The sequence below is a fragment of the Streptococcus sp. STR1/CE/0325 genome (assembly GCF_055386095.1).
In genome coordinates, this window is record NZ_AP045018.1 from 998,367 (window position 1) to 1,021,497 (window position 23,131).

Below are 23,131 nucleotides of genomic sequence, written 5' to 3' on the forward strand. Positions count from 1 at the left end.
ATGAACCAAACGATTATCACCACCTATATGCAGTGGCTAGATTTACACAAAGCCCCAAAGGGGAAAAAGAAAGTACTTTTAGCTGCGATTGACCTCTTTTCAAAAAAAGGCTTTTCAGCGACTTCTACAGCGGAAATCGCTGAACAAGCTGAGGTTTCTCAAGCTACGATTTTTAAATATTTTAAGACCAAAGACGGCATCTTGCTTGAGATGATTCGAGAGATTTTTCCTTCCATTTTTCATCCTTTTTTTGATCAGTTGTCTCAATTTGAAAAATTAGAAGATCTCATTCACTTTATCGTGACAGACCGCCTCGATTTTTTAGGGGAAAATCACGAACTCGTCCAAATCATCTGGCAAGAAATCATGGTGCAAGAGAAGATGAGACAGGCTTTTTTAGAGATTCTAGATCAGCACGATTTTTTCAGTCAGTGGGAGTCCTTTCTGATTACCTTAAAAGAACAATTCCCAGAACTTGCTTTTGATCTGACTACCAAAGATTTCTTTAGAATCATATCAAGTCATCTCATGAGTTTCTTTTTTCAAACCTATATCTTAAACCTTTCAGTCTCTGATCAAACAGAGCAAAAAAAACGGATAGAAAAAGAAATTTTAGCCTGTTTAAAAGCCTAAAAAACCAATCGACATTCTGATATACTCCCCTTATAGTGGACAGTGAAAAAACAAAAATTTTCACTAGAAACGATAAAGGGAGTTTTACTATGTCCAAAAGAAGTCCAAAGTCTGTCTCTGAGAAACTAGAAATTGTTCTACTCCACTTGGAAGCTGGGCAATCACTTAGCTGGTTAGCTAAGCACCATGGTGTGTCTAAAGACACCCTATCGAACTGGGTTCGGAAGTACAAAGAAGCTGGTATTGAAGGGCTAGAGGAAAGCCGTCACTGGACGAAGTATAGTAAGGAACTAAAGGAACAAGCTGTTTCCGACTATCTCAGTGGCTTGGGAAGTCTCAAAGATTTGACTGAAAAATATGGAATTTCTTGTCATTATGTTCTCAGCTCATGGATAAAACGTTAGACTAGTGGTAAAGAATTGAAAGCTACTAGTAGAGGAATGAGTCGTATGAAACAAGGACGCAAGACAACATTTGAAGAACGGGTTGAGATTGTCAATTTTACTCTTGCCCACGAGAAAGATTACCAAGGAGCTGTTGAGAAGTATGGTGTTTCCTACCAACAGGTCTATTCTTGGGTGAGAAAGTTCGAGAAGGACGGTTCTAACGGCCTCCTCGACCGACGTGGAAAAGGCCTTGAAAGTAAACCAAACCTTACTCCAGAAGAAGAGTTACGCCTCAAAATCAAGCAACAGGAAGAACGGATTAAGTATCTTGAAATGGAGAACGGCCTGCTAAAAAAGTTAGAAGACATCAAACGACGAAACCGACGGTAAGACTAGGTCGCCACTTAGAATCCTTCAAAGCGATTAAAGAATACAGGAAAGAACAAGAAGAGGCTTCTATCAGCCACTTGTGCCGTATTCTAAAGGTATCTCGCTCGGGCTATTACAAGTGGTTACATCATCAAGAAACTCCTTCGGAACAAGAAAATACAAGATTGATAGACGTCATCAAGGACCTTCATAGTCAACATAATGACATTCTTGGCTATCGTCGTATGACGCTATTTGTCAATCGCAAGCTTGAAACAAACTACAACAAGAAGCGGATTCGTCGCTTGATGCACATTTTAGGCATTCGTTCCATTATCAGAAGGGCTAAGGGCTACTGTACCAAGACCAGCTTTGTCAATGTAGAAGACAACATTCTCAATCGTGATTTTACAGCTACTGCCCCCAATCAGAAATGGTGTACAGATGTGACGTTCTTGAAGTATGGTCTCGGCTGTAAAGCCTATTTGAGTGCTATTAAGGACCTTTATGACGGCTCTATTGTCGCTTATGTGGTTGGTCAGTTTAATGATAATGAGTTGGTGTTAGAAACGCTTCGTAAAGCACGAACAGCTAATCCGGATGCGACACCATTAATTCACAGCGACCGAGGTTCGCAGTATACTTCGAAAGATTATTACCGTTTAACGCCCCAGTATCAGATGACACGCTCTATGTCTCGTGTTGGCAAATGTATTGACAACGCACCAATTGAAAGTTTCTTTGGGCACTTTAAGACGGAGTGCTATGATTTGAAGAAATATAAGACCTTTGAGGAGCTGGTGTCAGATATTGATGCCTACATCTATTTTTATAATCATCAACGTTTTCAAGAACGCAACAACGGCCTTGCCCCTCTTGAAATGAGGAACAAGGCCGTCGCCTAATCTTTTATTATTTCATTGTCCACTTGACAGGGAGCAGTTCATTCAGTCGACTGGTTTTTTAATTTCTTTTAGAAAAAATAAGTCAAAACGTGCGTTTTTGTCATGATTTTGTATATCTCCTTTAAAAACATTGATATATCAAGGAGTTTAAGGCCTTGATAAGACTGTAAAACTAAATTTGTGGACATTTTTGTGGACTAAAGATTATTGATGGCTTTTTCATAATAGGAAACCGCCTCTTTTTCTTTGTCTTTGGAAAGGTGTCCGTAAATGTCTAGCGTCATTGTTATATTAGCATGGCCCAGCCGATATTGCAAATCCTTATAGTTGATACCGGCATTAAGCAATAGACTAGCGTGCGTGTGTCTAAAAGCATGAAAACTAAAACGGGCTATCCCTGCGTCCTTACAACGTTGTTTCAATGTTGATTGTCGGATAGACATGTCTTGGTAGGTTCGATTCGGGACGGCTAGGGCAACGCTTGGAAGCTCTTGACCAGCCTCTCTAAATAACTGTGCTTGTCGACTACGATAGAGTTTGAGCAGATTGACCGTCTTTTTATCAATACTGATAGTACGGTTCCCCGCTTTACTTTTTGGCGTGGTAGTTTGCTTGATTTGGCGGTTATAAGTCTTATTTATACTGATAGTCCCTTGATCTAGGTCAATATCTGACCACTCAAGGGCAACCGCCTCACCAAAACGGCAACCGGTGGCCAAAAGCAAACTATACAAGACATATTCGAAATAGTATAAATACTTGCGGTTTGCTTGCTTTTCCATATAGTCAAGAAAAGTTTTCAGGTCGCTTGGATCTATGAATTTGACTGCCTTGCGCCCCTCTTTCCTTTGCTTGGGCATGATAACTTCACGAGCTGGATTGTAAGGAATGAGCTGGAGCGTGACCCCTAGCTGTAAAATGCGCCGATTGATGGAATGCGGTACTTTAAAATTAACCAGCTTTGTAGATAATTGATTAACAAAACTTTGGCAAAGGCTGGGCGTTATTTTATCTAACTTCATATGCCCAAAAGTCGGCAAAATATGCGTTTTTAAAAAAGAAAGCGTACTGAGATAAGTCTGGGGCTTGATCGTGAGCTGGTAACTCTCAAGCCATAAGTCTACCAATTCTTGATAGGTCTTTATCTTAACTTCCTGAAAAACAGTTGATCCATTAGCCTTAAAGTCGATTTGAGCTTGCTGGGCTTTATTCTTGACCTCTTTTTTAGTTCGTCCCGTTATGCTAGTTTTAACTCTCTTTCCTGTGACAGAATCCACACCAAGATAGACGCTAGCACGGTAGACAATGCTACCATTTTTCTTTTTAACTTCGTTGATTTTCATGATATACCTTTCTATACATCAGCAGGCAAGCCGTTATTAAAGGGGTTTTAGGTGATATCATGCGAGGATCTACGAGAATGCCCCGATTTTCGCTTGTTTTTGGTCTGGGTGGGAATTTATATGACCGAAGAAAAAAGTGTACAGAGAGGCCAATAGGGGGCTTTTAAAAATATGGTATAACATCACTGGGGCTAACGATACCACCTTGGAAAGGAGGTATTGACCAATGATAAAAACAATCTTTTACCCCTTTATTCTATCGCTATTTTATAAAATTGTCACTGTTCCATCAAGAAGAAATGGATCACGCACACTCTATAGTTAAAACTGTATCATACGGTCTTTTTCATAAGTCAGCGACTGCTGAAGTAGGTTGGCCAAGCCTTTACTATCTTGGTTAGCCAACAACTCCATATACTCCGCCCGATTGTCTTTGCTGATAATGACTGGGGCGCCAAGATACCTCATAGCAAGATACATCAAGATAAGGCGACCTGTTCGGCCGTTACCATCAGAAAAAGGGTGAATGCGCTCTAGTTGAATATGCGTATCAGCCAACACCTCCAAAATATCCTCATCACTTTGGGCATTTTCTAGACGATAGGACGTATTGTCCCCCCACTGAGTCATCAAATAGGGTGTTTCTTCTGGTGTAGCTGTTTTAAATTCTGCCCCGATAATAGCATTTTGGGAACTTTTAAAACGTCCTCTATCATGCTGCAATCTATCCGTCAAGAGAGCATGAAAATCTTGTATCAGTCCCACTGTAAGAGGTGGTTGACTATCTAGCTGATCCAGCAAAAAGCTAAAAGCCTGCTTATGGTTCTCTATCTCATAAAACTCACGGATGCTTTTGTGATTACCCGGTAGGCTATTTTCAATGATAATGCTGACGGTTTCGGGCAAGGATATGGTGTTGCCCTCTATGCCGCTGGAATGATAGGCCATGCGAACAAGAACGTCATCAAGATATTTTTGCGAATACATTATTTTTCCTTTCTAAATTTTATAGTCTCACACACCACAAGAAAATATGATGGGGCGTTCCAGCCCGTCACCCCTGATAGTTTGAAATTGAGGTTTTTTGAGGTTCTCACTAACGATTTGTTATTGAGTCACAATCAGACATCAATTCCCTGTACAGAATTTTATCCGAGGTTTTCAAGAGGGGGAGGTTAAACCAACAGCCTAGGACGCCCTAAAATAGGGCGCCGTCCTAAAACAGAGGGAGGTGCGTGAGAACCTCACTTGGAGTTAGATCCTTGTTTGCTTTTCAATTTTGGAAAGTAAAATTACATTGTTGTTTGTTTAGATGAATCAATGACTGGATAGATTTTGAAGCTTAAATTTAATCATTGGATAGAATCTGTATTTTTTCCAATAACGCCTTAATCTCTAGTTGGTTCCGTTCGATTTCACCCTGAAAATATTCTACACTGTCCATGCGATCTAGTCCGTTACTATATGTTGGATAATCTTTATAAAAATCAATTATTTTTTTGTTATGGATATTTTCAGCTTTGAGGTATTTTATTTTTTGCTTATACCATTCGATAGTGAATAGCTTCAGATTCCAATTAGGGAAATCCGAGTCTAAGCAAGTAGGTAATTCTTTAAAAGAATGAACTTCCCACAAAGTGTAATATTTATTATAAATACTTTTTCCTTGTTCTGTAAGTATTATCTGTCCGTTATTTTCAAATAATAATCCTTTTCTTTTGAATATTTGGGTTAATTTATCGCCGTTCAGCGCATAATCATTAAAAAAATATTTAGGTATAGATGCAGACATCTTCCGTCCTTTTTTAGGCTTGCCCCACCATATCAATAATAGTAACTCTCTTAATTTAAAACCTTCATCAGTTTTATATTTATCAGTATAAGGAGCTAAATTCCATGGACGACCGTAGTAATCAACTAGACTAGGACGTTTATCCCATATATTCCAGTATTTAGAATCAAGTTCTTTATCTGCTTTTTTATTTGTAAATGTTTTGTTTATATTTTGAGACGGTTTGAATAGATTAGAAAAGAATCCCATATTATCCCCCCTTACTTATAATAGTAAACATGATTTTCCAATTTTAAACGCATACCATAGATGAAGTCCAATAAGGATAGTATCTCATTTTTCAACGTCTCTATTTCCTTTTGTTCCTTTTCTGAGTAATTATCCTTCACAACAATTTGGTTTATAACCTCAGATAAACGGCTGCAATACAAACTTATACTTTCGTTATTCCAAGCGGAATTTATCAAATCTGAAATGTCATTATTCTTAGCATACTCTAGTTTCTCTTTATACTCTTTATGAAGATTGATAATTGGTTCTATACTCTTAACGGTATTTTCTATTATCTTACGTTCTTCCTCTGTTTGATACCCCAATAAGTACACTACACTTACACCGAAATAGTCAGCAAGTTGCTGAGCCTTGGCTGATTTTATATCCCGTTCGCCCTTTTCCCATCTTAAGATGGTTATTTTTGAAACATTTATTGCGTCAGCCAACTCTTGCTGGGTTAGGCCTTTTTCGTTGCGTAATTCTTTCAATCTGTTCATAGTAACTACTACCTTTCGCCATTATTATAACATTATTTTCTATTATTGTATCCAAAAAAGATAACTTTTTTTAAAAAAAGTGTTGACAAGTAACAAAAATAGATATATACTAAAATCAAGTTATCCGTTTTGGATAACTTATAGATGATTTTTTCAATCTGTCTTATCTTTCACTACTTACCTATTATTTAGAAAAGGAGGATACAAAATGCTTATTACTGAAGAAATGGCTGAGCGTGTTCGAGTAAAGCGAGCTATTGAGCGTATGACCGCTAAAGATCTAGCCAAAAGGCTAGAGACAACACACGTCACACTAGCCAAGGTTGAGAATGGCGACTATGATGCCCCACGGCGGATCTATAATGCTGTCATGAACTGGCTAGAAGACGATAAATAAGATTTTTCACTACCTTTCACCTTTGAAAAATCGAAGTAGAGATGCCGACCAAAACAAAAAAACGTCCCCAAATCTGAAGGGAACAACTTGACCTTTGACAATTAAATAGAGTACGCAAAAAAATTAAAAAAAGTTTGATTTAGGGGTTGACTTATGGGCTGTACCGTTATATAATAATGGTACAGTCAGAAAGGAGGAAATCCATGACTGCAAAAATTGGAAGACCTAAAAGCGAAAATCCTAAAAATCGCAAGGTAACAATCAAGATGACGGCTGATGAGTTCCAAAATTTGGAAGACGTAGCAACGGCCAGAAACTTGACAAAATCCCAAGCGATTTTGAAAGGAATAGAACTTTTAAAGTCTGAAAAATAAAAAGAACCCTGTTTAGTTGTCTTAGTTTGGCGACCGAGCAACTAAACAGGGGGCGACCCACAAAGTAGGTACGTAAATATTATATCATGCGTACTCTATTTTGTGAACCCTTAACAGTTACAGGGAGAAAAAATAGGGTACTTTTTTCGTACCCAAAAAAAATTAAAGAAACGGAGACCAAAATGGAGCTAGGAATTATTCTAAGAAATGATGAATTAGTTGTCAGTAGTTTACAGGTTGCTGAGGTATTTAACAAGGAACACAGAAGAGTGCTGACGGATATTCGGAAAAAGATAGAGGAAATGGAGAAAATCAACGAGCACAGATCTGTGCTCGTTAACCTAAAATGCGACACTTATTTTGCCAAGGGGGAATACATAGACCCCAAAGGAGAAACTCGTCCCCTTTATTACATGACCCAAAAAGGTTTTACTTTGCTAGCTATGGGCTACACTGGCCAACGTGCCTTGGAATATAAGGTAGCCTACATTGAACAATTCGAGGCAATGAAAAAGGCTCTAAACGAGCCAAAAACTGGAGAAATCCCAATCCCAACACCAGCCGAGTTAGTGGGAATCTTACGCGATAGGCTATCCAAGGCAAGCATTATCATCCAACCAAAAGATGACGAAATGCACCAAGACTACTTTTGCTTGGGCATGTACGGCCTACTTCGCTACTATGGCTACACCAAGGGCGTGCCTTATTCCTACTTGCGAGATATTCGCCCGACAGTCATTGATATTGGCTTGGCCAGCTTTGAGGAAATTCTAAATTATTGTGCCGTCAAGGATAAACTCAAGTTAGCTTATATCAGAGCTACCATGGAGAATTGGCACCCAGCAGAGGTGGAAGAATTTAGACAGCCCCTATTCGGTGTCTTTGGCTTACTTAGTGACTAAAATGCAACAAAAAAAGGCTTAACAGTCGCCAAACTCACAAGCCTTTAAACACTAACTAAAACACAAATAACGAGCAGGCAAGCCGTTATTAAAGGGGTTTTAGTGATATAAGATACTTAAATTATAGCATAATTTGGGTATCTTGGCTACAAATGATTGGATAACAAAAAACAGTACAGTAAAAAACATGAAGCACTCAAAAGAGAGGACGAGAAATGAAAACAGAACAAATCCTTGATCAGTATGAAGACCTAACAAGTCAAATGGCGACACCGAGCAACGCCTTGATTTTGGTTGAAGGATGGCTAAGGAGCATTAAAAATAGCCAAGCCGATTTTTATAATTTTATAGCGCTAAAGGAACAGTATGCAGACGTTTTAACGCTTGCTATTGATTCTTTAAGCCATTTAGCTAGCGACCATTATCGCTTTATTGAGAAGATCATGGAGGAGAAAGAATGACACTAGAAGAAATCAGCAAAATCGCAGAACTCCAACCAGTTAACGCTACCGACCTTAAAGCGATTAACTTTTACCAGGAATACCTATATAAGCACAACTCAACAAGCCTAGCGCTGCTCTATCTTTTTGAGATAGGCAGAATTGCAGGAATAAGAGAAGAAAGAGCGAGGAGGAAGAAACATGATCCAAGAAATCAACCTACCACTACCGCTTGAGCTGGTCTTATTGCTACTTTTAGTCTGGCTAGCCGTCAAACTGATCCGCTACCAGCTACCGCAGGAAGAAGAACCAAGCCAAACACCAGAGCCCAAAAGAAACGTCGTTAGGGAGCGTTACGGGGCTGTGATACAAATAAAGAGGTACAACTGATGGAAATATTTTCTAAAGGCTTTGAAGAACGGGTCATGACGTGGCTGTCAGACTTTGCGACCCGCTTCTTCTCTTATGCCAAAAAACAAAAGCCACGAGTAACAGGCTTGATTGAAGCGTCTGACCTAAAGGATGAACTAAATATCAAGGGAAAAACCTTGCGTAAGTGGGAAAAGGCAGGTCTGAGGAAATACCAGCCACCGCTTGAAGATACCAAGAAGACCTATTACAAGATTAGCGACATTCTCTTATTTATGGGAATTGATGATCACGCACACAAATTTTAAGATAAAGGAGGCTACCATTGCCAATAAAAGCAAATGACTTGAAGCAAGCTATGGCTTTTTACAAAATGCCAAAGGTCTTGTTTACTGATGAAGCTTATTCCGATTTAAGCTCTAACGCCAAACTCATGTATATGTTGCTCTTTGACCGCTTGAGCTTATCGATTGATAACGGCTGGATTGATGAGCGTGGGTGCGTGTATCAATTCTATACCGTCAACCAACTCATGTATGATCTAGATTGTAGCAATAAAACGGTTATCAACATCAAAAAGGAATTGATAGACAAGGGATTGTTGGAAGAAAAACGACAAGGTCTAAACAAGCCAAACATGCTCTTTCTTGAAAGTGTAAAAAATACATCTAGGAAGTGTAAAAATTACACGTCTGATAGTGTAAAAAAGGGCTCTACGGACGTGAAAAAATTACACTCAATTAAGACTGATATTACTAAGACTAAGGGAACCAAGACTGAGTTACCAAGAAAAGGGGGTAGTGGTAGCATTATATCTAGTATAGAGACACCCCCTGCTACTCCCCCTATTTTCAGTCAAGAATATAAAAAACTCTATGAAGCCTTTGAGCAAGAATTAGGCTTGCCCTTATCCCAGTTTCAAAGAGAAGAATTAGGTTACATGCTAGAAGATTTTGAAGACGACCTTATCTTGGAGGCTTTGAGAGAGGCGGTCAGACACGGTAAAGCTAACTTTGCCTATATCCAAAGCATTCTGAAACGTTGGAAATCTGATAGATTGATGACCGTTGATTTAGTGCGGAACTCACAACGTAAAAACACCACGAAACACACGCCCAGAAACTACGATAATTGGCAACCAAGTGCTGATGAACCTTTTTAGGCTCTCACGAGGCCATAGAGCGATTTTATTGTTAGGTGGTATTATTTATCATTTGGATAAAAATAGACGCTATTTGCCCCCTAAAACTTAGATTAGGAGGCAGTATGGAGGTGACATGACAGAACAATTTGACCAACACCGCCGTCGGGAGGTGATTGACCGCCTTTGTGACACACACAAAGTCAATTACTGGAAAATTAGATACCCTATTCCAGATGGCGAAGATTGGCAGTATCAAGAGTTTTGCCCTGAATGCGCCAAAGAAGTTATCGAAGCTAAAAAAGAAAAAAGCTTGAGAGACTTACAAAACAAAGATAGTTATAGATCGACCTATGACGTTTTGGAGCGCAATAGCATTATCCCAGCAGAACTTGATGATGCTACTTTCAAAAACTATGTAGCACAGACCGACGAAGAACAAAAATTGTTGGCCTTTGCCAAAGGTCAAGCTTTGAAGTATCTCAACGGTATGGTAGGCAATACTTTGATTACTGGAGGGACTGGCATTGGTAAAAGCCATCTTTGTCTAGCTATAGCCAAGAATATCAATGAGCTTTACAAAGACAGAGGACAACCTAAAAGCGTGCTCTTTTTGACTTTTGATGATATTGTGGGACAAATCCAAAGCGGTTGGAACTACGGAAGGCAAGCCAACTTGACAGAATATGAAGCGATCAAGCTACTAACTGGGGTGGACTATCTCATTTTAGACGATTTAGGCGCTAAAAATGCTGAAATCAAAGCTAAAAGCGACTGGGAACAAAACTTTTTATTTAAAATTCTAAATGCAAGACAAACAACTATTATCAATACCAACTTGACATCCGATGAAATGAAGCGGGTTTACAATGAGCGAAATTATAGCCGTATTACTAAAGGACTGGAAGGAAATAGTTTCAGAGCCTTTGGAATCAAGGATAAACGCTATCACATCAGAGAACTCAAACAGGAAAATTGACTATGAAAATTACTGAACAAACCTAAACGAAATTTAACAATAAGGAGGGGTTAAGGTGAGTGAGATGGAAGAAGGCTTTATTTATTACAAAAAAAATGGTATAATAAGAAATGTGATTACCCCAGAATTTGGAAGCGTCACGCTAACACTCCACCAAGGCGAAGTGACCAAGGTGTCCGTAACCAAGGATGAAGTGATCAGATAGCCGACTACTACAAAAAGAGGCATGATAGAGAGTTTTAACCACTCTTTGTCATGCCTTTTCTATTTATCAAAGAAAGGAAAAATACAATGATAACAAAAGAGGAGTTACAAAAACAAGTTGATGAACTGGCCAAAGAATTTGCTATTATCGAGCGATTCGATAGCGAGGTTATCAAACTAGAAGGAGAAATCAAAGAATTGGAGAAGAAAAATGCTGAATCTCTTACCTTTGAAGACTTTACACTACTCCATGAGAAAAAGCAGTTTTTACCATCAGTCAAAGCACAAGCTAAGGAAATTGCCAAGCAACGCATTCTCCCCTTAGCCCAAAAAATCCGAGGGTTACCCGTTGAACGTTATCTAAAAGAGCAATTGGACAAACAAACAGAGCTAGTAACGGAGCGTGAATCTATCATCACGGCTGCCAAGGAGCTATTTAACCGTATCAATACCTACAATACAGCTTACAAGCAAAAAGCAAAAGAATTGGGGACGGAATTTTCAGGTCAAGGTTACGGAGAATTGGTGGATAAAATCAATGCCCACGACTATTACATAACCTACTCAACAGGTTATCTATCCGATGCAGGAGAGTTTTTTGAGGGGCGCCGAGACCAAACCTTTGGCGATCCCAACGACTTGGCTTACATCATGAAAGGACGTTAAAAACGATGGACAAAGAAATGATTGAAGAATTATCAACAGTTAAGACGCTTGATTTGGTACATGGTGAGTATAAGAAAGTTGTCCAAGAGAATGCGCAATTAAAAGACGAACTGGAAAAGTATCGCAAGACCAACCAACTCACCCAAGAAGAATTTGACCGCTTGAGCTACACTGAACGGGTAAAACTCAAAGAAGAAAACGAAGAGCTTTACAAAAAGATGGTCAACCCCAAGAAATGGTAGGGACGACATGAACAAACAAGCCCTATTGAAGCGCCTTGAGATGATAGAAGAGCGGTTAGAGTATTTAAACAGCGACTCACTGGAAGAGGTCATGGCCCAATGGTTTGATTTTATTAGTGCTTTACTGACTAACGAAGAGTTGGAAGCACAAATAAACGCTTTGTCACAAACACCCGATTTTAAGACGTTCCGTTATAACAAAGATTTTAGAATAGCCATCAGAAGCCTGTTAGAACAGAGGGATGATGATGGTTGAAAAGCTAAACACCAAGCAAAATAACTTTTTAACCGCTCTTCTCACCTCACGCACCATTGAGGAGGCTTCTCAAAAAGCGGGTATCTCACGGACAACAGGCCACAAATACCTGAAATCTATTGCTTTTAAAAGAGCTTATAGGAAAGCAAGAAGCGACATCATGCAACAAGCCACCGCCCGTTTACAGTCGGCTAGTACGGAGGCGGTGGAGGTCTTGCGGGATATTATGCTAGATGAATCTATAAGCCCCTACGCCCGCCAGCAGAGTGCTAGAACTATCTTGGAATTTGGCTACAAAGCCCACGAGACCGAGGACATCATGGAATATATCGAAGAAATCGAAGCGAGGTTTGACGATGAATAAAAAAGCTCTAGTCTCAAGATTAAAGGTGATATCAGACAAATTGGAAAACCGCAACGGCAACAAGGTGCTATTCGTAGAAAGACCGCCAGAATTGGACGGTCTATTTGCTATCAACGGGGTATTACTAAAATCCGATAAGGTTGGGATATACCTACGACAAAAACAATTTGAAAAGTCTATAATTATGATTGAGAGCTTTCCAAGTGTTGATGAAGTTGATAGCCTTTGGGACTTAGACGAGAACCTCAATGTTGTTTTTTACACCGATTAAATCGAAATTTAGAATAGCACAAACCGAACACACGCACCACTACCCCTGTCATTGACTAGGGGTATTCTGTATCAAGGAGACAGCCGACAATGTTTTTACTGGATATTGACGAGAAAGCGACCATCAAGAAAGCCAAGAAAGTGCTAAACAGCTACCGCCGATTAAGCAGGGTAGCAGGTACACCTTATCAGACCATAACCAGCCCCACTTGGTCAGATAACAAAACTAAATCAAATCATCAACGTTACAGCCAAGTGGAATATCAAGTCACAAGAAAAGCCCAAGCCGAGCAAGAGCGTGATGATATTCTAAAAGCCTTGGACATGGTTAGCGAGGACTACCGAAATATCTTAAAGCGTAAATATTGCCTACCCAAGGTCTATGATTTTTGTATTTACACCGAGCTGGGTTATTCTGAAACTACGTTTTACGAAGTCTTGAATAAAGCTTTGGTGGAATTTGCGGAATGCTACCGTCACGGCATTTGCTTGGTCGCAACGGAGTAGGTCGCTAAATTGATTTTTTGCTCCATTCTAGCCACTGTTTGTCTATGATAGACTAAATCATCACACACCACCAAAAGACGATGACAGGGGCAAATAAGGGCGTTTGGTGAGGTGCCGAAAACAGTAAAGTAGGAATACTAAGGTTTTACAAAGGCAGCTTGAATTTTTAAGTGACAGAAGGACTTGAACTCCGAGAAATGACAAAAAAAGCCAACAGGGAACCGCTAGCTTTAGTGTATAATTAACCTAAGGTACAAGGTTATTATACCATGGAGGGCTAGACCATGACAATCAAAACCATTTTGGGACATTCTAGGCGGGTGCTGGGCAATTATAAGAACCTTTACAAGCTGACCAATAACTACGAGGGTAATTTTGCGGATCATGCGTCTGCTTTGTTAGTTGAGATTGACAGGGTACTGGATAACATGACCGAGCCTAAAAGACAGATACTGGCCAACTGGTATTGTACTATCGGCAAGAAACGCCTATCACGCACCGCAATGTGTCACATTCTCAATCTGACCATCGATGACTACAATACCATTATGCAAGAAGCCTTGTTAGAGTTTGCCAAACACTACAAGCAGGGCGTGCTGGAGACCTTACTTGACGACTAACATTTTGTGTGCTACAATGTATTACAAAAAGGAGGAAAAACCATGGCTACTGTATCATTACGTCTCAATCAACAAGAGGAAGAATTTTTTAGATCTTATGCACAAGTAACAGGAAAAACCTTATCCGAGCTTTTCAAAACAGCGCTCAGTCAAAAAATCGAAGATGAGTATGACTTAAATATCTATCATACTGCTTATGACGAATATCAAAAAGACCCTGAAACTGTTTCACACGCTGATTTTAAGAAAGAATTAGGCCTATGACCTACCATGTAGAATATTCTAGAAAAGCTCAGAAACAAATCAAGAAACTAGACAAGCACGTCCAACGTTTACTACTTTCTTGGATTGATAAACATTTAGAACAAACCGAAAATCCTAGACAACACGGTAAAGGGTTAACGGGAGATAGAGCTAGAGAATGGCGTTATCGTATCGGTGATTACCGTTTGATTTGCGACATCCAAGACGACAAGATGGTTATTCTTGCTTTGGAGGTAGGACACCGCAAATCCATTTATGATTAAGCTGATTTATGCTATAATAATTACTAAAAAAACTAAAAAAAGCACCGTGCTGAGGGTGCTAGTTTCTTGCCTACTGAACTCATTGATAGAGACCTTTTTTAGGTCTTTTTTTGTGGACTTTCGGAAAATATATAAGTCAATATAATGACAAGGTAAAATGTCGAAAACGCACTTATATCATACGATTGGCTATGTAAAGGATTGTAAATACACCCTCTTCCTATGAACGTGCGTTTTTTACGTCCTTTGTATCTTATGCAACTGAACACGGACTAAACACTGTCTGAAAAAGAGAAAAATCGCTAGAAGCTAAAACTTCATCGCTATTTTTCCTATTTTCACTATGCGTTTTTTACGTCCTTTGTATCTTATGTTAGTGTCTAAAGTGTCTGATTCCTGTAAAGACCATGCTGATGCCGTATTCGTTGGCTTTATCGATAGAGTCTTGGTCACGGATAGAACCACCTGGTTGGATAATGGCGGTGATGCCTGCTTTTGCGATTTCTTCGATATTATCTGCAAATGGGAAGAAGGCGTCACTAGCTAGGACAGCGCCTTCTAGGCGGTCTTTTGCGCCTTCAATAGCGATTTTAACAGATCCGACACGGTTGGTCTGACCTGGTCCAACACCTAAGACCATGTGGTCATTCGTGATGATGATTCCGTTTGACTTGACGTATTTGACAGCTCGCCAAGCAAAGTCTAGGGCTTTTTTCTGTCTTTCTGTCGGAGCTTTTTTAGTCACGACTTGCCAAGTGTCTTCTCTTTCTACGCTCTTGTCCTGCTCAGATACCAAAAGACCTCCTAGGACACCTGTCACTTCTAGCTCATCTAGGCTTTGGGTTTGCTCTGTAAAGTCAAGTTTTAACAGACGGATATTTTTCTTTTTCTCCAAAATCGCTAAAGCTTCTGGTGTGAAGTCTGGTGCGATAATGATTTCAAGGAAAATCTTACTCATCTTTTCAGCGATGCTTTTGGTCACAGTGCCATTTAAAACGACAATGCCCCCAAAGATAGAGACAGGATCAGACTCGTAAGCATAGTCCCATGCACTTTCTAAATCTTCTGCTTGACCAATACCACAAGGGTTCATGTGCTTAAGCGCCACCACACTCGGTGTATCCATAAAGTCTCTGATAATGCGAATGGCAGCATCTGCATCTCTGATATTGTTGTAAGAAAGTTCTTTTCCGTGGAGTTGTTCGGCTCTAGCTAGAGAGTAGTTGCTAGCAAGAGGGGCTGCGTAGAAGTCTGCTGCTTGCTGAGGGTTTTCTCCGTAGCGCATGCCTTGCTTGAGGTCGTAAGTCAAAGTCAGCTTTTCAGGATGACTTTCTCCCACCTGCTGGGTGAAATAGCCTGCAATCAAGGCATCGTAAGCTGCTGTGTGACGAAAGGCCTTGGCTGCAAGGTTTTTTCTCGTCTCAAGCGTGGTTTCGCCAGTTTGCTCTAGATCCTCCAAAACTCTAGCATAGTCAGCGCTATCCACCAAAACGGTCACACTGGCATGATTTTTAGCCGCAGAGCGGATCATCGAAGGCCCACCGATGTCGATATTTTCCACCGCCTCAGCGTAGGTCACATCAGGCTTTTCAATGGTTTCTTTAAAAGGATAGAGGTTGACCACCACCATATCAATCGGAGAAATGCCGTGTTCACGCATAGCTTCTTTGTGACTATCTAGATCCCTGCGTCCCAAAAGTCCACCGTGAATCATGGGGTGAAGGGTCTTGACACGTCCGTCCAACATCTCTGGAAACTGGGTCACTTCCTCCACACCAGTCACGCTAAGCCCTGCTGTTTCAAGGGCTTTTTTGGTCCCTCCAGTTGATAAAATCTCCCAACCAAGATCTTGTAAGTTTCTTGCAAAATCAAGCAAACCTGTCTTATCCGATACGCTAATCAGCGCTTTTTTTGTCATGTCTTCTCCTTTATGTTTCTTCTAAAAGTGTCCTGACTACCTCAGGATAGAGCTGATACTCCATCTCATGAATGCGGTGTTCAAAACTTTCTAAGGTATCATCTGCTCGTCTAGGTACGCGCCTTTGAGCGATGATTTGACCCGTATCGACTCCAGCATCCACCCAGTGAATGGTCACACCAGATTCTAGAACACCAGCACGCCAAGCATCCTCAATTCCGTGGGCACCTGGAAACTCTGGTAGATAGGCAGGGTGAATGTTGATGATCTTTCCCTCATACTCACTCAGCAAGGTTTCACCCACGATTTTCATATAACCTGCAAGCAAAATCAGATCAATTTCATAGTCCTGTAAAAGAGCGATAATCGCCTTTTCATAAGCAACTTTATTGTCAAAGTCCTTTAACTCAAAACTGTGATGATCCACTCCTAAGCGTTTAGCTCTTTCTAAAGCATAGGCGTTTTTCTTATCACAAAAGAGCAAACTGATGGGAAATTCCTTGGCTAAAACCTCAAAATTACTGCCATTTCCAGAGGCAAAAACGGCTAAGCGTTTCATGAAAAAATCACTCCCTCATTACTTCGCTTTACCACTCGTCCGATCTCGTAGACTTCTTCTGAAAGAAGGTCACGAACTTTCTTGACATCTTCTGGTGCAACGGCTAAGACCATGCCAATTCCCATGTTAAAGATTTCAAACATTTCCTTGTGGGGAATCTTACCGTAGCGCTCTAAAGCAGTGAAAATCGGTAAAACAGGCAGTTTTTCCTCAAAAATCTCCGCAGCAAGGTCATCAGCAAACATTCGAGGGATATTTTCTACAAAACCACCTCCTGTGATATGGGCAACGCCGTGGACCAGATCTTCCTTGAAAAGAGGAAGTAAGGATTTAACATAAATCCGAGTCGGCTCAAGTAAGACATCCTTGAGTAGAGCCCCCTCTAGCTCAGGCAATTTTTCCTCACCAGTATAGTCTTTAAAGACCTTTCTCACAAGAGAATAGCCATTAGAGTGAATGCCACTTGAAGCAAGACCCAAAAGGACATCTCCTGCTTTCACACGGCTACCGTCTAGCATGCGGGATTTCTCCACCACACCAACAGCAAAACCAGCCAAATCATAGTCGTCCGCCTCGTACATATCAGGCATTTCAGCTGTCTCACCGCCGATTAAAGCACAGCCTGCCTCCACACAGCCATCTGCCACTCCCTTGACCACTTGCTCTAGCTTTTCTGGGATATTCTTGCCTGTTGCGATATAATCTAGGAAATAAAGCGGTTCTGCTCCTGCGGCTGCAATATCATTGACACACATCGCCACACAGTCTTGACCAATAGTATCGTGCTTATCGTACTTGATTGCTAGCATGAGCTTGGTGCCGACACCGTCTGTGCCACTGATGAGAACTGGCTCTTTGACATCAAGGCTAGAGAGGTCAAACGCTCCGCCAAAGCCACCTAATCCTCCTAAAACACCCATACGAGCGGTTTTTGCCACATGTTTTTTAATCCGTGAAACGACTTCATAGCCTGCTTCAACGTCCACACCTGCTTGTTTGTAAGCATTATCTGTCATGTTTTCTCCTCTAGTAAAAACTGGTTTGCTCACTCAAACTCTTGAGATAGCAATCTTCATAATCCTCTAGTGACGTTGGATAGTCTCCATCAAAATAAGCGACACAAAGCCCCCCGTTTGGTGCATCTGTTTTGACACCGATTTCTTCAATCAAGCCTTCAAGGGAAAGGAAGGTCAAGCTATCTGCACCGATAATCTCACGAATCTCCTCCACAGAGTGATTGGCAGCAATCAACTCGCTTCTTCGTTGAATATCAATGCCAAAGAAACATGGATACTTAAGCGGGGGACTTGCCACTGCAACGTGGACCTCTTTTGCTCCAGCATCTTTTAAAAGCTGAACGATTCGTCTACTCGTCGTCCCTCTTACAATCGAGTCATCGACCATAACGACACGCTTGTCCTTGACGATACTTGAAACCGCAGATAACTTCATACGCACGCCCTGCTCACGCAATTCTTGTGTGGGTTGGATAAAGGTTCTTTGACTGTATTGATTTTTAATCAAGCCCATTTCATTGGGAAGTCCTGACTCTTCTGAAAAACCTGAGGCAGCTGAAAGCGAGGAATTGGGAACGCCGATAACGATATCAGCCTCATGATGAAATTCACGTGCCAAGCGTTTTCCCATGCGCTTTCTAGCTGCATGGACATTGACACCATTGATGACACTATCAGGTCTTGCAAAATAAACATACTCCATCGAACAAATGGCAAGCTGGGTATCCGTCGTATAGGTATCGATGTGAAGCCCTGCATCATCAATCACGACCACTTCACCAGGTTTTAAATCTCTGACCCACTCAGCTCCTACGACTTCAAAAGCACAGGTCTCGCTCGATACCACCCAAGCTCCGTTTTTCATCTTTCCGATAGAAAGGGGACGAAAACCATTGGGGTCAAGCGCTGCAATCAGCTTGTCCTTGGTCATCAGCAAATAGGCAAAGCCACCTTTGACCGTATTGAGCGCCTCTTTGACCTTATCTAGAAAGTCCTCTTTTTTACTGCGTCTAATCAAATGGGCTAAAATCTCTGTATCTGATGAACTAGAGAAAATCGCACCATCTTTTTCAAGTTCTGCTTTTAAGGTCTTGGTATTGGTTAAATTACCATTGTGGGCTAAGCCCAACTGCATATCATAGAAGTCAAATAAGAAAGGCTGAACGTTGTTAATCGAAGAGCCTCCGGCTGTCGCATACCGTACATGCCCCATGGCTGCTGTTCCTGTGAGATCTTCTAAATCGCTCGGATTTTTAAAGACCTCAGAGACCAAGCCCATTCCACGAAAACGTTTCAAATAGCCTTGATCATTGGATAAAATCCCTGCTCCTTCTTGCCCTCTGTGTTGCAAACTATGTAGCCCAAAATAGGTGATGTGGCTGGCATTGGGGTGTCCCCAAATGCCAAAAAGTCCACATTCTTCATTGAGCGATTTTACTTCATAAACCATGTTTTCCTCTTATTTTTGTGTAAAATAGCGAACGGCACTTCTAAAGAGTCCCATGTCCTTATTCCCTGGGATATTTTGGAAAAGTCCGTCTTCGTAGCGCTCTGAGTGAGCCATTTTTCCGATGATTTGTCCATTTGGACTGGTGATGCCTTCGATGGCACAGCTAGAGCCATTTGGATTAAATCTAGAATCCATGCTGGCATTTCCATCAAAGTCCGCATATTGGCTAAAGATTTGACCGTTTTTGATGAGCTTTTCTAAAGCCTCCCCTTTTGCGATAAACTTCCCTTCTCCGTGAGAGACTGGTGTTGTAAAGGCATCTCCTACTGCTACTTCAGATAGCCAAGGAGAGTTGGTGTTTGCGATTCTCGTTTCCACCATTTTTGCCACGTGCTGATTACAGTCATTGTAAAAGAGAGTTGGGCTCATCTCATCTGCTAGATCAAAGTCCCCGTAAGGGAGCAGACCAGACTTGACCAAAGCTTGAAAACCGTTACAAATCCCGATGATCAGTCCACCTCTTGCTAGGAAACGTCTTACTGCTTCTTTGATTTTTGCATTGAGCAAGATATTTACAATGAACTTAGCAGAACCATCTGGCTCATCTGCTGCTGAAAATCCACCTGCTAAAAAGAAGATATTCGCCTGATCTAAAAGGCTTGCCATCTCATCTACGGAACGTGTGATGGCTTCTTCATTTAAGGTTACAAAAGGTTTCATGACCACCTTAGCTCCCTCTTTTTCAAAAGCCTTGGCTGAATCATACTCAGAATTGGTCCCTGGAAAGACTGGGATATACACAAGGGGTTGTTCTACGATTTCAGGGGATTTCTTAACAAAATCGGTTTTGACCTGGGGCACATCTAAAAGCTCGGTTTCTTGCTCAAAAAGCGTTGGATAAATAGGCTCTAAGGTCTTCTCATAGCTTGCGAGCAGTTTCTCACCTGAGAGTTCAAGATTATCTAGGGCTAGCACAAAATCAGACACCGTCTGACCGATTGGGGTAATCCCTTCGATTTTTTCCTTGCTGGTAAAGACAAAGCCAGCCAACTCAGCTTCAAGCAGTGTTTCTACTTCAAGACCAGTTACCTTAGCTCCGATATGATTACCAAAAGTCATCAGAGCAAGCGTTTCAGCCAAACCACCATAGCGCACACTGGCTGCACTGGTTAGCTGATGGCTTTCTTTTATCTTGGCAAATTGATCAAAATTCGCTTTAATCTGTTCAAAATCGACATGATCAGATAGGTTTTCACCAGGGAGATAGTAAATATACTCTCCTTGAGCTTTAAACTCTGGTGAGAGAATCTCAGAAGCCTTTGCTGTCGTCACTCCAAAAGCAACCAAGGTCGGTGGAACTTTTAAATCTTCAAAGGTTCCACTCATGGAGTCTTTTCCTCCAATCACAGGAAGACCTAAAGCAACTTGTGCCTGAAGAGCCCCAAGAAGGGCAGCAACTGGCTTACCGAAACGCTCAGGATCCTTGTCCATGCGCTCGAAATATTCCTGATAGGTAAATCTAGCCTTATCCAGCTTGCTACCTGTGGCTAGAAGTCTAGCTGCTGCTTCTACGACCGCATAGATAGCCCCGTGATAAGGGGACCAAGATGCCACGTAAGGGTCATAGCCTTGCGCAATGAGAGAAACCGTCTGGGTCACACCGTGTTCTACCGGAAGTTTTTGCACAGAAGCCTCACTCGGTGTGATCTGATAACGTCCGCCAAGAGGATGATTGACCGTAGATCTGCCCACAGAAGAGTCAAAAATAGTCTGCAAACCCTTTTGGCTGGTATGGTTGAGACTAGAAAGGAGATGTTCCAAATCTTTCTCAAGGCTTGCTTTAGAAGTTTTCGTTTGATAAGGCTTTTCATCGGTACTATCTACGACCTTAACATCAACTTCCACTCTGACCCCATTGGTATCAAGGAAACTCCGCTCAATATCAACGATGGTCTCACCTTTCCAAGTCATGACAAGACGGGGTTCTTCAGTCACCTTAGCGACTGCTAGCGCGTGTAGATTTTCTTTTTCAGCAAGTTGGATAAAGGTGGCAAGGTCTTTTGGATCAATGACCGCTGACATACGCTCTTGAGACTCTGAGATGGCAATCTCCGTACCATTTAGTCCTTGATATTTCAGCGGAATCAAGTCCAGATCAATCGCCACACCGTCTGCCAACTCACCTAACGCCACGCAGACCCCACCTGCTCCAAAGTCATTGGATTTTTTGATGAGTTTAGAAACGGCTGGATTTCTAAAGAGACGCTGAATTTTACGTTCTTCGATTGCATTTCCTTTTTGAACTTCAGCTCCTGCCGTGGTTAAGCTTTCTTTGGTCTGCACCTTAGATGACCCCGTTGCACCACCAATGCCGTCACGTCCAGTCGCCCCTCCTAAAATCACGATAACGTCTCCTGCTTGAGGTTTTTTGCGAACGACATTTTCCTTCGGTGCAGCCGCCACCACAGCTCCAAGCTCCATACGTTTTGCCACAAAGCCTGGGTGGAAATATTCTCTTACAGCAGTTGTCGCAAGACCGATTTGGTTCCCGTAAGAAGAATAACCGTGCGTCGCTGTTTTAGAGATGACCTTTTGAGGGAGTTTGCCCTTTCGAGTCGTGCTGTAAGGCGCTGTAATGTCCCCTGCCCCAGAGATTCTCATGGCTTGGTAAACATAAGACCGTCCTGATAAGGGGTCACGAATCGCTCCACCGATACAGGTCGCTGCCCCACCAAATGGCTCAATCTCAGTTGGGTGATTATGGGTTTCATTCTTAAACATGAGAAGCCACGGTTCTTTCACCCCATCTACATCAACTTCAATCTCAACTGAGCAGGCATTGATTTCATCAGATACTTCAAGGTCATCTAACTGCCCTTTTTTTCTCATGTAAGAAGCGCCAACTGTCGCCATATCCATCAGCGTTTGTGGGCGATCCTTTCTACCTGCCTCCTTGCGCAGATGCAGATAATTTTCCAAAGCAGCTTGTAATTCCGCTTCAAAATGAGAGCTTGAGAAATCCATGTGCTTTAGCTCTGTCTCAAAAGTCGTATGCCTACAATGATCAGACCAGTAGGTATCTAAAACTTTTAGCTCTGTCTCAGTCGGAGCACGTCCAATAGTCTTGAAATACTCTTGGATAAAGAGAAGATCAGCCACTTCCATAGCAAGTCCCTCTTCCTTTTTGTAGGTTTCAAAATCCGCTTTTGTCGCTGTTAAAAAGAAATCCAGCACAGGAATATCTTGATTAGACGCTGAAAATTCCTCCAAACGAAGGGGCTGACTCAAATCCTTGAAACGAGAATCCACAGGATTTAAAAGTTGCGCCTTGATAGCTTCAAATTCTGCATCCGCCAGATCTGAGTTAAAAAGATAAAGAGTTGCTGTTTTTACGATCGCACCCTCTTCACCCAAAAGATATAGGGCTTCCTCACTACTTGCAGCACGCTGGTCAAACTGACCTGGGAGAGCTTCAATGGCAAAGTACTTACGCTCTTTTAAGCGCTCAGCAAGATCACTTTCTGATAAGAGCTCATCGGTTACCTTTTCAGAAAAAATATGCTCCTTTGCTTTGTTCAGACCTGCTTCTGACACGCCAAAAACATCATAGTTTTGGACGATTTCAAGTCCTTCTAGAGTCTTTAGTCCAAGCTCTTCGGTCAAACTTTTTTTAAGACTCTTTTCCTTGACCCTAAAATCTTTCTTTTTCTCAACAAAAATCCGCTTATCCAT

The 23,131-nt window shown here is 41.4% G+C and carries 28 protein-coding genes and 1 pseudogene; 20 read left to right on the forward strand and 9 right to left on the reverse strand.

The window, feature by feature from the left end:
• Together ACZ49W_RS04945 and ACZ49W_RS04950 are read left to right on the forward strand one after the other, a co-directional pair.
• Positions 1-633, forward strand: a complete 633-nt coding sequence (locus ACZ49W_RS04945) for a TetR/AcrR family transcriptional regulator (RefSeq protein WP_464814222.1) — start codon at positions 1-3, stop codon at positions 631-633.
• 89 nt (positions 634-722) lie between these two features.
• Positions 723-2,293, forward strand: a pseudogene (locus tag ACZ49W_RS04950) (IS3 family transposase).
• A 197-nt stretch (positions 2,294-2,490) separates the two neighbouring features.
• Here ACZ49W_RS04950 and ACZ49W_RS04955 read toward each other — a convergent pair.
• From ACZ49W_RS04955 to ACZ49W_RS04970, 4 genes are all read right to left on the reverse strand, one after another.
• Positions 2,491-3,636, reverse strand: coding sequence for a tyrosine-type recombinase/integrase (locus ACZ49W_RS04955; protein ID WP_464814223.1), 1,146 nt, complete (start codon positions 3,634-3,636; stop codon positions 2,491-2,493).
• 321 nt (positions 3,637-3,957) lie between these two features.
• A complete protein-coding gene (locus tag ACZ49W_RS04960; RefSeq protein WP_464814960.1) occupies positions 3,958-4,626 on the reverse strand; it encodes a Fic family protein in 669 nt (222 codons plus the stop codon).
• A 358-nt stretch (positions 4,627-4,984) separates the two neighbouring features.
• Positions 4,985-5,677: a hypothetical protein gene (locus tag ACZ49W_RS04965; protein WP_464814224.1), complete on the reverse strand. Its 693-nt coding sequence runs from the start codon at positions 5,675-5,677 to the stop codon at positions 4,985-4,987.
• Between the two features lie 11 nt (positions 5,678-5,688).
• On the reverse strand, positions 5,689-6,198 hold the full coding sequence (locus ACZ49W_RS04970) for a helix-turn-helix domain-containing protein (RefSeq protein ID WP_464814225.1): 510 nt from the start codon (positions 6,196-6,198) through the stop codon (positions 5,689-5,691).
• Between the two features lie 208 nt (positions 6,199-6,406).
• On the opposite strand from ACZ49W_RS04970, the gene ACZ49W_RS04975 reads away from it, so the two are divergent.
• The 18 genes from ACZ49W_RS04975 (at position 6,407) to ACZ49W_RS05060 (ending at position 14,456) form a co-directional block, all read left to right on the forward strand.
• Entirely contained in the window at positions 6,407-6,595 is a 189-nt protein-coding gene (locus ACZ49W_RS04975; RefSeq protein ID WP_464814226.1) for a transcriptional regulator, read from the forward strand.
• A 203-nt stretch (positions 6,596-6,798) separates the two neighbouring features.
• Positions 6,799-6,969: a hypothetical protein gene (locus tag ACZ49W_RS04980; protein WP_464814227.1), complete on the forward strand. Its 171-nt coding sequence runs from the start codon at positions 6,799-6,801 to the stop codon at positions 6,967-6,969.
• A gap of 182 nt (positions 6,970-7,151) precedes the next feature.
• Entirely contained in the window at positions 7,152-7,871 is a 720-nt protein-coding gene (locus ACZ49W_RS04985; protein ID WP_464814228.1) for a Rha family transcriptional regulator, read from the forward strand.
• A gap of 215 nt (positions 7,872-8,086) precedes the next feature.
• Entirely contained in the window at positions 8,087-8,332 is a 246-nt protein-coding gene (locus tag ACZ49W_RS04990) for a hypothetical protein (protein WP_464814229.1), read from the forward strand.
• On the forward strand, positions 8,329-8,547 hold the full coding sequence (locus tag ACZ49W_RS04995; protein WP_464814230.1) for a hypothetical protein: 219 nt from the start codon (positions 8,329-8,331) through the stop codon (positions 8,545-8,547). Before ACZ49W_RS04990 ends, ACZ49W_RS04995 begins: the two co-directional genes overlap by 4 nt.
• 153 nt (positions 8,548-8,700) lie before the next feature.
• On the forward strand, positions 8,701-8,988 hold the full coding sequence (locus ACZ49W_RS05000) for a hypothetical protein (protein ID WP_464814231.1): 288 nt from the start codon (positions 8,701-8,703) through the stop codon (positions 8,986-8,988).
• 17 nt (positions 8,989-9,005) lie between these two features.
• Positions 9,006-9,842 carry a replication initiator protein A gene (locus ACZ49W_RS05005; RefSeq protein ID WP_464814232.1) on the forward strand — a complete coding sequence of 279 codons (837 nt, stop codon included), beginning with the start codon at positions 9,006-9,008 and terminating at the stop codon, positions 9,840-9,842.
• A 115-nt stretch (positions 9,843-9,957) separates the two neighbouring features.
• Positions 9,958-10,800, forward strand: a complete 843-nt coding sequence (locus tag ACZ49W_RS05010; RefSeq protein ID WP_464814233.1) for an ATP-binding protein — start codon at positions 9,958-9,960, stop codon at positions 10,798-10,800.
• A gap of 55 nt (positions 10,801-10,855) precedes the next feature.
• On the forward strand, positions 10,856-11,005 hold the full coding sequence (locus tag ACZ49W_RS05015) for a hypothetical protein (protein ID WP_464814234.1): 150 nt from the start codon (positions 10,856-10,858) through the stop codon (positions 11,003-11,005).
• 86 nt (positions 11,006-11,091) lie between these two features.
• Complete coding sequence (locus ACZ49W_RS05020; RefSeq protein ID WP_464814235.1) at positions 11,092-11,670, forward strand: hypothetical protein; 579 nt, start codon at positions 11,092-11,094, stop codon at positions 11,668-11,670.
• Positions 11,671-11,675: 5 nt separating this feature from the next.
• Positions 11,676-11,912 carry a hypothetical protein gene (locus ACZ49W_RS05025; RefSeq protein WP_464814236.1) on the forward strand — a complete coding sequence of 79 codons (237 nt, stop codon included), beginning with the start codon at positions 11,676-11,678 and terminating at the stop codon, positions 11,910-11,912.
• A gap of 7 nt (positions 11,913-11,919) precedes the next feature.
• Positions 11,920-12,168 carry a hypothetical protein gene (locus ACZ49W_RS05030; protein WP_464814237.1) on the forward strand — a complete coding sequence of 83 codons (249 nt, stop codon included), beginning with the start codon at positions 11,920-11,922 and terminating at the stop codon, positions 12,166-12,168.
• On the forward strand, positions 12,155-12,532 hold the full coding sequence (locus ACZ49W_RS05035) for a replication protein (protein WP_464814238.1): 378 nt from the start codon (positions 12,155-12,157) through the stop codon (positions 12,530-12,532). The genes ACZ49W_RS05030 and ACZ49W_RS05035 overlap by 14 nt, the downstream gene beginning before the upstream one ends.
• Positions 12,525-12,803 (forward strand): hypothetical protein, encoded by a 279-nt coding sequence (locus ACZ49W_RS05040; RefSeq protein WP_464814239.1) that lies wholly within the window; start codon positions 12,525-12,527, stop codon positions 12,801-12,803. Before ACZ49W_RS05035 ends, ACZ49W_RS05040 begins: the two co-directional genes overlap by 8 nt.
• 89 nt (positions 12,804-12,892) lie before the next feature.
• Positions 12,893-13,309, forward strand: a complete 417-nt coding sequence (locus tag ACZ49W_RS05045) for an ArpU family phage packaging/lysis transcriptional regulator (RefSeq protein WP_464814240.1) — start codon at positions 12,893-12,895, stop codon at positions 13,307-13,309.
• 284 nt (positions 13,310-13,593) lie between these two features.
• Complete coding sequence (locus ACZ49W_RS05050; RefSeq protein WP_464814241.1) at positions 13,594-13,929, forward strand: hypothetical protein; 336 nt, start codon at positions 13,594-13,596, stop codon at positions 13,927-13,929.
• 42 nt (positions 13,930-13,971) lie between these two features.
• Complete coding sequence (gene relB, locus ACZ49W_RS05055; protein WP_464814242.1) at positions 13,972-14,193, forward strand: type II toxin-antitoxin system RelB family antitoxin; 222 nt, start codon at positions 13,972-13,974, stop codon at positions 14,191-14,193.
• A complete protein-coding gene (locus ACZ49W_RS05060) occupies positions 14,190-14,456 on the forward strand; it encodes a type II toxin-antitoxin system RelE family toxin (protein WP_464814243.1) in 267 nt (88 codons plus the stop codon). Before relB ends, ACZ49W_RS05060 begins: the two co-directional genes overlap by 4 nt.
• A 373-nt stretch (positions 14,457-14,829) precedes the next feature.
• On the opposite strand, the gene purH is transcribed toward ACZ49W_RS05060, so the two are convergent.
• Genes purH through ACZ49W_RS05085 form a run of 5 tightly spaced genes read right to left on the reverse strand, consistent with a single transcriptional unit; the run spans position 14,830 to position 23,131 of the window.
• Positions 14,830-16,374 (reverse strand): bifunctional phosphoribosylaminoimidazolecarboxamide formyltransferase/IMP cyclohydrolase, encoded by a 1,545-nt coding sequence (gene purH / locus ACZ49W_RS05065; protein WP_464814244.1) that lies wholly within the window; start codon positions 16,372-16,374, stop codon positions 14,830-14,832.
• Between the two features lie 10 nt (positions 16,375-16,384).
• A complete protein-coding gene (gene purN, locus ACZ49W_RS05070) occupies positions 16,385-16,933 on the reverse strand; it encodes a phosphoribosylglycinamide formyltransferase (protein ID WP_464814245.1) in 549 nt (182 codons plus the stop codon).
• Positions 16,930-17,949 carry a phosphoribosylformylglycinamidine cyclo-ligase gene (gene purM / locus ACZ49W_RS05075; RefSeq protein ID WP_464814246.1) on the reverse strand — a complete coding sequence of 340 codons (1,020 nt, stop codon included), beginning with the start codon at positions 17,947-17,949 and terminating at the stop codon, positions 16,930-16,932. Before purM ends, purN begins: the two co-directional genes overlap by 4 nt.
• A 10-nt stretch (positions 17,950-17,959) precedes the next feature.
• Positions 17,960-19,399: an amidophosphoribosyltransferase gene (gene purF / locus ACZ49W_RS05080; protein WP_464814247.1), complete on the reverse strand. Its 1,440-nt coding sequence runs from the start codon at positions 19,397-19,399 to the stop codon at positions 17,960-17,962.
• A gap of 9 nt (positions 19,400-19,408) precedes the next feature.
• Positions 19,409-23,131 (reverse strand): phosphoribosylformylglycinamidine synthase, encoded by a 3,723-nt coding sequence (locus ACZ49W_RS05085; RefSeq protein WP_464814248.1) that lies wholly within the window; start codon positions 23,129-23,131, stop codon positions 19,409-19,411.

What these genes read in the sequence shown, in the direction of transcription:
- ACZ49W_RS04975 (WP_464814226.1), top strand. Translation starts at nt 6,407, where the DNA reads ATGCTTATTACTGAAGAAATGGCTGAGCGTGTTCGAGTAAAGCGAGCT.
- ACZ49W_RS05045 (WP_464814240.1), top strand. Translation starts at nt 12,893, where the DNA reads ATGTTTTTACTGGATATTGACGAGAAAGCGACCATCAAGAAAGCCAAG.
- purM (WP_464814246.1), bottom strand. Translation starts at nt 17,949, where the DNA reads ATGACAGATAATGCTTACAAACAAGCAGGTGTGGACGTTGAAGCAGGC.
- ACZ49W_RS04945 (WP_464814222.1), top strand. Translation starts at nt 1, where the DNA reads ATGAACCAAACGATTATCACCACCTATATGCAGTGGCTAGATTTACAC.
- ACZ49W_RS04955 (WP_464814223.1), bottom strand. Translation starts at nt 3,636, where the DNA reads ATGAAAATCAACGAAGTTAAAAAGAAAAATGGTAGCATTGTCTACCGT.
- ACZ49W_RS05060 (WP_464814243.1), top strand. Translation starts at nt 14,190, where the DNA reads ATGACCTACCATGTAGAATATTCTAGAAAAGCTCAGAAACAAATCAAG.
- ACZ49W_RS04980 (WP_464814227.1), top strand. Translation starts at nt 6,799, where the DNA reads ATGACTGCAAAAATTGGAAGACCTAAAAGCGAAAATCCTAAAAATCGC.
- purF (WP_464814247.1), bottom strand. Translation starts at nt 19,399, where the DNA reads ATGGTTTATGAAGTAAAATCGCTCAATGAAGAATGTGGACTTTTTGGC.
- ACZ49W_RS05040 (WP_464814239.1), top strand. Translation starts at nt 12,525, where the DNA reads ATGAATAAAAAAGCTCTAGTCTCAAGATTAAAGGTGATATCAGACAAA.
- relB (WP_464814242.1), top strand. Translation starts at nt 13,972, where the DNA reads ATGGCTACTGTATCATTACGTCTCAATCAACAAGAGGAAGAATTTTTT.
- ACZ49W_RS05000 (WP_464814231.1), top strand. Translation starts at nt 8,701, where the DNA reads ATGGAAATATTTTCTAAAGGCTTTGAAGAACGGGTCATGACGTGGCTG.
- ACZ49W_RS05010 (WP_464814233.1), top strand. Translation starts at nt 9,958, where the DNA reads ATGACAGAACAATTTGACCAACACCGCCGTCGGGAGGTGATTGACCGC.
- ACZ49W_RS05035 (WP_464814238.1), top strand. Translation starts at nt 12,155, where the DNA reads ATGATGATGGTTGAAAAGCTAAACACCAAGCAAAATAACTTTTTAACC.
- ACZ49W_RS04985 (WP_464814228.1), top strand. Translation starts at nt 7,152, where the DNA reads ATGGAGCTAGGAATTATTCTAAGAAATGATGAATTAGTTGTCAGTAGT.
- ACZ49W_RS05030 (WP_464814237.1), top strand. Translation starts at nt 11,920, where the DNA reads ATGAACAAACAAGCCCTATTGAAGCGCCTTGAGATGATAGAAGAGCGG.
- ACZ49W_RS05020 (WP_464814235.1), top strand. Translation starts at nt 11,092, where the DNA reads ATGATAACAAAAGAGGAGTTACAAAAACAAGTTGATGAACTGGCCAAA.
- ACZ49W_RS04970 (WP_464814225.1), bottom strand. Translation starts at nt 6,198, where the DNA reads ATGAACAGATTGAAAGAATTACGCAACGAAAAAGGCCTAACCCAGCAA.
- ACZ49W_RS05085 (WP_464814248.1), bottom strand. Translation starts at nt 23,131, where the DNA reads ATGGATAAGCGGATTTTTGTTGAGAAAAAGAAAGATTTTAGGGTCAAG.
- ACZ49W_RS04995 (WP_464814230.1), top strand. Translation starts at nt 8,329, where the DNA reads ATGACACTAGAAGAAATCAGCAAAATCGCAGAACTCCAACCAGTTAAC.
- ACZ49W_RS05025 (WP_464814236.1), top strand. Translation starts at nt 11,676, where the DNA reads ATGGACAAAGAAATGATTGAAGAATTATCAACAGTTAAGACGCTTGAT.
- purN (WP_464814245.1), bottom strand. Translation starts at nt 16,933, where the DNA reads ATGAAACGCTTAGCCGTTTTTGCCTCTGGAAATGGCAGTAATTTTGAG.
- purH (WP_464814244.1), bottom strand. Translation starts at nt 16,374, where the DNA reads ATGACAAAAAAAGCGCTGATTAGCGTATCGGATAAGACAGGTTTGCTT.
- ACZ49W_RS04990 (WP_464814229.1), top strand. Translation starts at nt 8,087, where the DNA reads ATGAAAACAGAACAAATCCTTGATCAGTATGAAGACCTAACAAGTCAA.
- ACZ49W_RS05050 (WP_464814241.1), top strand. Translation starts at nt 13,594, where the DNA reads ATGACAATCAAAACCATTTTGGGACATTCTAGGCGGGTGCTGGGCAAT.
- ACZ49W_RS04965 (WP_464814224.1), bottom strand. Translation starts at nt 5,677, where the DNA reads ATGGGATTCTTTTCTAATCTATTCAAACCGTCTCAAAATATAAACAAA.